General features: G+C 57.5%; 5 protein-coding genes and 1 pseudogene. All 6 read right to left on the bottom strand.

Annotated elements, in window-relative coordinates; genetic code table 11:
- Positions 1-121: 121 nt before the first annotated feature.
- The 6 genes and pseudogenes from QP884_RS11095 to srtC all read right to left on the bottom strand — a co-directional run bounded on the left by QP884_RS11095 (position 122) and on the right by srtC (position 8,494).
- Positions 122-667 (bottom strand): NADPH-dependent FMN reductase, encoded by a 546-nt coding sequence (locus QP884_RS11095; protein ID WP_284822048.1) that lies wholly within the window; start codon positions 665-667, stop codon positions 122-124.
- Between the two features lie 38 nt (positions 668-705).
- Positions 706-1,395, bottom strand: coding sequence for an alpha-ketoglutarate-dependent dioxygenase AlkB family protein (locus QP884_RS11090; protein WP_284822047.1), 690 nt, complete (start codon positions 1,393-1,395; stop codon positions 706-708).
- 607 nt (positions 1,396-2,002) lie between these two features.
- Positions 2,003-3,215: pseudogene (locus tag QP884_RS11085) on the bottom strand (IS3 family transposase).
- A 305-nt stretch (positions 3,216-3,520) separates the two neighbouring features.
- Positions 3,521-6,682, bottom strand: coding sequence for a SpaA isopeptide-forming pilin-related protein (locus QP884_RS11080; RefSeq protein WP_284822046.1), 3,162 nt, complete (start codon positions 6,680-6,682; stop codon positions 3,521-3,523).
- A gap of 5 nt (positions 6,683-6,687) precedes the next feature.
- Positions 6,688-7,563, bottom strand: coding sequence for an adhesin (locus QP884_RS11075; RefSeq protein ID WP_239279324.1), 876 nt, complete (start codon positions 7,561-7,563; stop codon positions 6,688-6,690).
- The gene (srtC, locus tag QP884_RS11070) at positions 7,556-8,494 is read right to left on the bottom strand and encodes a class C sortase SrtC (protein ID WP_284822045.1); all 939 of its coding nucleotides are present in this window, start codon (positions 8,492-8,494) and stop codon (positions 7,556-7,558) included. Before srtC ends, QP884_RS11075 begins: the two co-directional genes overlap by 8 nt.
- Between the last annotated feature and the right edge of the window lie 77 nt (positions 8,495-8,571).

Genomic DNA, 8,571 nt, shown 5'->3' with positions numbered 1-8,571 from the left:
GATGCAATATCGAAATCAGACCCTTGAAGCCCTAACCGCCTAGAATTAAACCAGTCCAACTTTCGGGGGCCAGTTCAAAGAGCGCGGGGGCTGGCTTTTGTATGCGGCCAACAGGCACTGATTATGCGGAAACGGCATCTTCCAGCTCGGCCAGCAAGGAATTGGTGCGCTCCACCTTGGCATCTACAGGGCGGAACTCGCCGTCGGCCCAGTCAGTAAAGAAACCGAAGTCGAGCTGATTGCGCAGCTGCGGCATGGAGAAGTTGACTACGATGGTGCGCCATGCTTCCACGCCGCGGATTGCGCCTGCTGGACCGTAACCGGCGAACGCGACTGGCTTACCGGTCCACTCCCCGGCCAAGCAGTCGAAGGCATTCTTGAATGGACCCGGCACGGAGCGGTTGTACTCCGGGGTAACAAATACGAAACCATCGCAGGCATCCACTGCATCAGACCAAGCTTGCACCTTTTCATCTGCATACTGCTTATTAGCGGTGGCAGGAATGACGTCAGTGGTCAGCAGCGGAACATCAAACTCCTTGAGATCCAGCAGCGTGTACTCCACGCCATTTTGGCGCCCCTGGGCCACCTCATTGAGCCACTCGCCCACTACCTTGCCGGCCGAGTTATCGCGGGTAGTGCCGATGATGATGCCGATACGAGACATAAAAGGACCTTCTTTCCTTCAAGCTTTATGTAACATCCCTAGCTTACCGCCCGTACAGATACTTGTCTGATAGTGATGTTGATACGTCCCTCTTTAAGCCCACACCCCTGCGGCAACGTGCCATCATTGACGCGCACTACCCCGTGGTAGGCAAAGCGCTTCGGTCCGCCAAAGACCACCAAATCCCCTGAGCACAACGTGATATCGTCCCACGGACGCGTGCGCGCCTCGGTATGCCCCATACGGAAAAGTGCCTCATCCCCAATGGAAAGCGAAATCACCGGCGCAGGTGATTCCTCAAAGGCATCCACGTGCATACCCATGGCCGATCCCGGTGGATAGTAATTCACCAGCGCCATCTCCGGCACGAAAGTCTCCACCCATGGCTCTAGCTCGGGTGCTACCTCCGCCGCGGCGCGCAATGCCCCCGGAACAATCCGCCGCAGGCTCTCCGGCACCGGCGGAACCCGCGTGCCGTCTATATTGTCCACGTACCGATAGCTGGGATAATGCCAATACCTACCCATATGCAGCTGAAATACACTCATTTGCCCGCCGGATTTCAACCGCGGGCGCACCATCGCCATCGGTGTCGCCGCATACTCGCGCGCAATGCCGCGCATCTCTTCTACCAAGGCCTTCTGCTTATCGACGCCCGCCCATCCCGGCACATGCCCCACCCCCGGAGCTACACTCACGCTCGGCCGCGGCAGCGAATCAAAAAGCATGACCTCACCCTAACCCAACGCCCCGATAAATCGACCAAGACCTATTATCCTCGTCAAGGATCAGAATCTGTTCAAGACCAATAGACCCAAGCCTAGGGCGCCTCACGCGGGTTTCACCGGCTGGTTTATCTGGTTCCAAATGGCCTATTGAAGTGCCCCAGACCACCACTGCACACGTCCCGTAGGAACACAACAACCTCGACTTTCTCACCAGCCTCGAACTAGGCGAGGAGGCTCCTACCGGCTACCAGACCGTGGATAACGCACACGACACCCAGAGTGAGAACAAGGCACCAGAGCTGGAAGCACAGCATGAAGACGATTAGGACGCCGAACTCTAATCAAACCGGAGCCGGAACAGGATTTGTCCTTAGTCGGTGCTTTCCCAGAAATCATCCGGGATAGCCTCTTCCAACTCACGGTCTAAATACTCGATGGCTTCCTTCTCGCTCATGCCCTGGTTCATTAACTCATCAATCATGTAATCGGTGGCAGCGTTTAACTTCTGCTGGGAAATATCCCGCAGACTCGGCCCTCGCCGCTGACCATCGTCAGCGGTAGTGGGGTTACCCGCAAGTCGTGGACACGTTGTTAAGCTGCTCAGGGGTTAAGCAGCGGCCTTCTTATTACCGTTTTGATCAGCGAGCTGGGCTTCGAAATCGACGGGGCTTACCATCCCGATGGACGAGTGGCGACAGCGCCGGTTATAGACGATCTCAATCCAGCGACCCACCGTCTTCCGGGCTTCGTTGCGGGTTTGTCATTTCTTCCGATCGTAAAATTCGGTCTTCAATGTCGACCAGAACGACTCGGCCATCGCATTGTCAAAGCAGACACCAGTACGGCCGACCGATTGTGCAATCCCTAGTTCTTGACAGACCTGCCACAGCTGTTCACTGGTGAACTGGGTACCACGATCAGCGTGGAGAACCACGCCGTCGGGTACTTCACCACGCAGGATGTAAGCCATGCGCAGTGCACGTTCAACCAGGTAAGAATCCTGCACACTATCCATGGACCAGCCTAGGACTCGGCGGGAGTGTCCATCGCGGATAACGCATAGGTACAGCCAGCCCTCATTCGTGCGCAGATGGGTAAAATCCGACATCCACACTCGATTAAGCTGCCCTTGATCAAATAGGCGTTTTACCAGGTCTACAAGCGTGAACTTCTGCTTGGATTGAATCGTCGTTACGGGAACAAACGCCCTGTGTGAGATACCCTCAATACCCATCATCCGCATGCGTTTGGCCACGGTTTAGCGATTGACATAGACCCCATCCTCAGAGAGTTCTGCACTAATCCGTGGGGCACCGTAGACTTCGTCAGAATCTTCCCAGATGTCATGAATTTTCCTGTCTAACTGGTCGAGGAATCTCTGACGCTGATTTCACCACGATGTCGTACTGCTTGAGCCTTTTGCCATTTATAATAGCCAGAATGGGAAACCTCTAATAACCTGCTCATCCGTTTTATGCTGTAGTTCGCCTTCTCCTGGTGTAGTAGCTCAAATTTTTCCGATCGCGTTGCCTCAAAGCGACGAAGGCGGTGGCTTTTGACAAGAACTCATTACCCATCTTGGCCTCAGCTAACTCACGACGCAGGCGAGCGTTTTCGGCTCGTATATCGGCATCACTGCGGCCATCTACCGAGCCTTGGCGTTCCCGCTCGAGTGTGACCCACCTGCCTAAAATTGTGGCTGATACGTTAATTTCCTTAGCCGCATAAGCGATTGGGCGCCCGGACTCAATGACCAGTCTGGCAGCCTCCTGCCGGTACTCCGGGGTGTACTTCTTCCCTGACGAACTCACAATGAACACCCGCTCCTACAGGCACAAGATCCGTACTAATAGGGTGTCCACTAAACGAGGGTAACCTCATTCTTTGCTTGCCCTCAACCGGTGTCCATCTCCTCTGAACGCTTGCCTCTGCTTCTGGCGTGACGCAGCGATTAGTGCCCACCGGGGGTAGCGGTTCTTGGCATCGAGATCATGCCCGTGGCACGCAGCCCAAGGAAAAAGGGGCGGGCTCAGCGTTGTGTGCTGAGCCCGCCCCTCCTTTATGTGCCTACTACCTAGGTCAGGTGGCGCGATGCACGCGCCACTCCCCTGCCTGGTTTTACCGCTTAGGCGGTCTTACGGCGGCCGAGCAGGAGGCCCGTGCCTGCGAGCACGGCACCAATGAGCCCCACGAGGGCCACGCCGTACCCGCCGGTCTTCGGGAGCTTACCGGCAGTGGTGTCCGACACCTGCAGGATCATCTTATCGCCTTGGCCACTCACTTGGATTTGTCCGCTGCTAGTGCTGACCGCAGAAATCTTATATTGCTTAGTCTGCTCATCCACTGAAATCTGAAACTCGACCGGCTGGGCCAGCAGGTTGAGCCCCTTAGGAGCCTTCGTTTCAACGAGGAAGAACGTACCAGTCGTCTTCACTTCGATAGACTCCTGCCCGGGCTTGATGGTGTAGAGCTCTCCAGCGCTGTAGTCCGGCTGGCCTCCCTTGGACGGGTAGATCTTGAAGGTCGCGCCACCCAGCCCAGACATCTCCACGATCTTATCGCCGTCGTAGTGAGCCTTCTTGAAGGTCAGCTTGCCCGGCGGAGTTTCCGGCTGCTTGTAGTTATCAACTACGCAGGAAACCGAAGACAGCTTCTTATCTTTTTCGCTCATCCTGACCTTGAAACCGAACTCACCGTCATTTGTGACCTCAACCGGTTTCGTTACCCCGTCACGGGTTTCGGTACACACGGCATTCTTGTCATTCCTCTTATAGAGGTTGAAACCCGGTTGCTGTGTCTCTACCAGAGTCAGTTGCTGCTCTTGTTCGCTCATGATGTTCCAGGAGGCAGTGCCAAGGTCCCTGTCGGCCGAGGACGTTGCCTTCAGCGACCTCCGAACGAGCTCGCCATTACCTGGGTCGATGATGTCCTGGCCACCGGCAGACAGGGTGAACTCCCAGCCTGGGACACCGTCTTCAAGAACCTTGCCGTTTTCGTCAACGATCCGCTTCTTGACGGTCACCGCACCATTGCATCGTGTGGTTACGTCTTGGGCGATTTTCTTCATCTGTTCGGTAAGGTTGCTGTAGTTAGACACCTTCACCGTGTGACCCGTGCCCGAGATATCCTCGCCCATGGTCTTGACACCACGTGCACCGTAGGTCCACCTCGACATGTCCGAAGTGACTGTCACTGACCTCCCATTAGGCAACCGCTCAAACACCTGCAGTGCCCGATTCGGCGCCAGCTTCGCAGCTCTCTCTAGGTTCGCCATAATGAGCTCGCCACTCTCGTTAGTTCCTTTACGTTCCTTGTCGTTGTAGTTTGCTTCTCGCGCGGCTTGAATCCCGGAGTTGATTTTGTAGTAGACACCAGGTTGTTGCGGCACTTCGGCATTCAGACCGATGCGTTTGATGTCCTTGAGAACATAGTCTTGCTCAACAACCCAATCTTTACCCGTATTTCCGCCAAGCGTCAGATCAACCATGATTGGCACAACACGGGTACCGGCAGCTTTGAGTTCGTTGGCTGCCTTAATCGCGTCGTTGAGAGCACTAGCCTGAACGAATTCACCACCGAGGCCCTTGCTCTTGATTGTCGAGGAGGTCGTGGGCATACCATCCGTGATGAAGTACACCACGTCGTAGTCGTGATCCTTGACCTGCTTCAGGCCCGCTTCCCAGTTCGTAGCACTGTTATTTGCGTTATAACTCCAGTTCTTAACTACGTCCTTTGCTCGTTGGACGCCCTGCTCCGACAGCATTGAAATATAGGGTGGGTTCTGACCGTGTGTCGTTCCAGCCTGATTAGCCGGACCGCCACTTGCGAAATTATAGATTCCGAGTTCAGCTGGGGTGCCCTGCAGGGAATCGATGAATGCATTCGCGGCCTTTTTGGATGCCTCGAAACCATCAGTATCTGCGTAGCGGAGCGATGTCGAAAGGTCTGCTACAACCGCAATTCGGAGCCCACAGCGCAGGGGAAGCTCCGGGTTAGGGACACGTCCGTTAACCCACTGAGCTCCATCCGGCGGAGAGATAATCTCTGGTGGTTTTGGTGTGCTCTCATTCGCGCCATACACATCAAGAACGACCTTCAAATTCTTGTTCTCCGAGAGATTATTAGTGAAGGTGAATACCGCATCCTTCGGTACAACGGCAGAGTCAACCGGTTTACCATCCTTTACCGGAACAACGTCCATGGTGATGAAGCCGTTGCCAATATTGACGTTGCGTTTCTGCAAGGTCACACCTGGCTCAATCTGATCCAGGGTGAGGTTGTACTTCTGCGGATCCAAGAAAGTCGCGTCAGTCTCGATACGCACGGTTGCGTACTTCATGTGAGATTCCGCAGTCACCTTAGCCGTAAAGGCATTGGGCTTGGTCGGATCTACTGGGTCAGCTTTAACTGCAAACTCGTGGCCGATGGCATCAAAGTGACGCCCTTCGACCGCCGGTGGCTTGGGGTCTTCAGAAGAATCTGAACAGTCTTTCACCTCGCCGCTGAAGTCGAAGGACCACTCGGTCTTTGCACCGGCAGCGAACTGGTATCCGTTCTGCGGCTTCGCCGTGACCTTAACGGTGGCCTTTTTGCCCTCGTAGAAATGCTGACCGGCTTGCTTGCGCTCGCCACCAATGAAGTAGTCGACACCCTTCGTGTCTGGAATGTTGATGTAGCCCTTCTCAACACACGATGGCGCGGTGGCTGGATCAACTGCGGTTGGCGCCGCAGGAGTCACGGACGCCCCCGGGTTCGGTTCCGGAGTTGGCTCTGGGTCAGGCTGCGGCTCCGGGTTCGGCTCGGTTGGCGGAGGGGTACTGCCGCTCAAAGTCCCCTTCGGGCTAACGGACACCGTTCCCGATACTTTAGGCGCAGTAAAGTACGGCGAAATTCTAATGATTTCGCCCTTTTTCACTGCAATATTCAGACCATCATGGGTAACCGTCAACGGAGCTTGCTGTGCACTGCCCGATGGTGAAATTTTCGGGGAAAGTGTAGTGTTCCCGACTTTCAGCTCGTATGCCTTCAGCCAGCCAGAACCACCAATTTGAAAATCAAGGCTCGTGATCGTGGCGTCTTCCTCAACCGTGAACTCGAACGGCGGGTTGTACTTTCTGGTATCCAGGTCTTTGAAGTCTCGCTTCTGCGGGCTCACCGGGATCGCCGTGGTCTGCGCCTGCGCAACAGGGGCCGGCAGGCTCGGTAGCGCGCCCGGGATAGCGACGCCGAAAACCAGCGCAAGCGCTGCGGTTAGCGCGGCCGCTACACCCATGAACTTTGTTTTCATTGTCGCTACCCTTCTTGCTTTCGCTTCTTCGTGATCAACAGCATCAACAACCCAGCGCCCATCAGCGCCACCGCGGCGAGGACGAGCCCGATGATCTGCACACCAGTCATCGCCAGGTCGCCCTGTTCGCGTTCTTTCTCTTCACCCGGCCCGGGGGTTTCCCCTGGTGGCGGTGTCTCGCCCGGCGGGGTTTCCCCTGGTGGCGGTGTCTCGCCCGGCGGGGTTTCCCCTGGTGGCGGTGTCTCGCCCGGCGGGGTGTCCCCTGGGGGCGGGGTGGTGGGCGGCGTCGTCGGAGGTTCGGTCGGCGGAGTGGTCGGCGGAACCGTCGTATTCGTCTTCGCCACGATCACGCCCTCCACCGGGCGAGGGTTATCAGCGACGGTGTGGAACGGCACCGCCACGAGGAAGGGCTCGATTTCCCGGTACTCCCCCGCCGCGGCACCAGCCGGCGCCTGGGAGGTGACCAGGTATATGCCCTTCTCGAGCCCCTGGAATCGGACCTGGCCGGCCTCGTTGGTCACGGCTGTGATCGTGCGGTCGGTCGGCCAGTCAGCGATCTTGTCTGCGCTGGTGTTGCGGACTTTCGCCTTATCGGCGGCGTTCTCCGGGTCGATGCCCTGCAGCCGCTCCAGTTTGATGGTCACGCCCGCGACCTTGCCCGTGGCAGGATTGACTGGGTCCCCATTGCCCGGGGAAAGCGTGATACTCAGCGTGTCGGTTCCGTAGTCGCGGGATACCCCGGGCTGATCACTCAGCCCGGCTACCTTGGCTGCGTCGGCAACCCCGACGCCACCATATGCGCCGCCGAGCAGGCCAGCGCTGAGGGCGATGGCCACCACAAGGCTGCGGCTGATCCGCACCGCGCGTGCGTGGCTAGTCATCTGATCCAGCCCCTTCGTTATTCATCGTCTCTGTCGTTTCTTGGGATTCGCCATCCCGCTTGTTCTTCAGCAGCCACCGCAGCAGCAGGAGCAACACGACGACCGCTGCCGCGAGGAGCGCGTACATCCACCACTGCCACCCGGGGCCGTGGTTCTTGTCGAAAACCTCGTGATCCTCTGGGTCCAGCGGGACCTGGTGGCCGCGCACCAGCAGGCGGTGCGTGTTGATCCCGTAGGGGGTGCAGGTAATCAGGGTGATGTAGTCCTTGTCCTGCTCCGGGCGGAGGTCCTCGGTTTCGGTGGGGAGCACAACCTTGATCTGGTCGACCACGTACTTCAGCTTCTCGCCGGAGACCTGGACGTAGAAGGTGTCACCCTTCTCCGCCTTATTGAGGTGGTCGAACATGGTGGAGTTCGCCAGGCCCGTGTGGCCGGTGATCACCGAGTGCGTGCCCTTGCCGCCGACTGGCAGGTCGGAGCCGAAGAGGTGCCCCAAGCCTTTTTGCAAAGTGTCGTTGTCTGTCCCGTGGGAGATCGGCAGGTCTGCCTTGATCTTGGGGAAGATGAGGCGCGCCATCGCGTCGTTCGCGTCGAGTTGGTCCAGGTATTCCTGGTAGTCCGGGTTGTTCTCGTCGAAGCGGGCGAGCCAGGGGTCGAGGATGGGGCCGGTTGTTCGGTTCTCGTTGTACTCGTGGGCACGCTCCCACTGGGTGTTCTTCACCTCTTGTGGGGTGCTCTTTTCGAGTTTCGCGTATTCCTGCGTGGCCTTCGTGGCGAGGTGGTTATTCCACAGGGTGGACGTCACCGGGTACAGCATCACGAGCACCCCGAGGATCACGAGCACCGCGGCCAGCACGGGACTGGTCTTGGTGCTGTTGGCACGGCGGGGTTCCTTCTTCGGTTCCACGTCTGTGCTGAGGGTGTGATCCACGGGGCACTCCTGGGTTGGTTCTGCTTGGCTGTGCTTTGGGTGAAACCTCCGCCCGCGGGGTTGTCCGCTGGGCGAAG

Source organism: Corynebacterium tuberculostearicum (assembly GCF_030229345.1).
GTDB lineage: Bacteria > Actinomycetota > Actinomycetes > Mycobacteriales > Mycobacteriaceae > Corynebacterium > Corynebacterium tuberculostearicum_G.
The sequence above is the reverse complement of the archived record's forward strand: the minus strand, read 5'-3'. Positions and strand labels throughout refer to the sequence as shown.

What these genes read in the sequence shown, in the direction of transcription:
- QP884_RS11095 (WP_284822048.1), bottom strand. Translation starts at nt 667, where the DNA reads ATGTCTCGTATCGGCATCATCATCGGCACTACCCGCGATAACTCGGCC.
- QP884_RS11090 (WP_284822047.1), bottom strand. Translation starts at nt 1,395, where the DNA reads ATGCTTTTTGATTCGCTGCCGCGGCCGAGCGTGAGTGTAGCTCCGGGG.
- QP884_RS11080 (WP_284822046.1), bottom strand. Translation starts at nt 6,682, where the DNA reads ATGAAAACAAAGTTCATGGGTGTAGCGGCCGCGCTAACCGCAGCGCTT.
- QP884_RS11075 (WP_239279324.1), bottom strand. Translation starts at nt 7,563, where the DNA reads ATGACTAGCCACGCACGCGCGGTGCGGATCAGCCGCAGCCTTGTGGTG.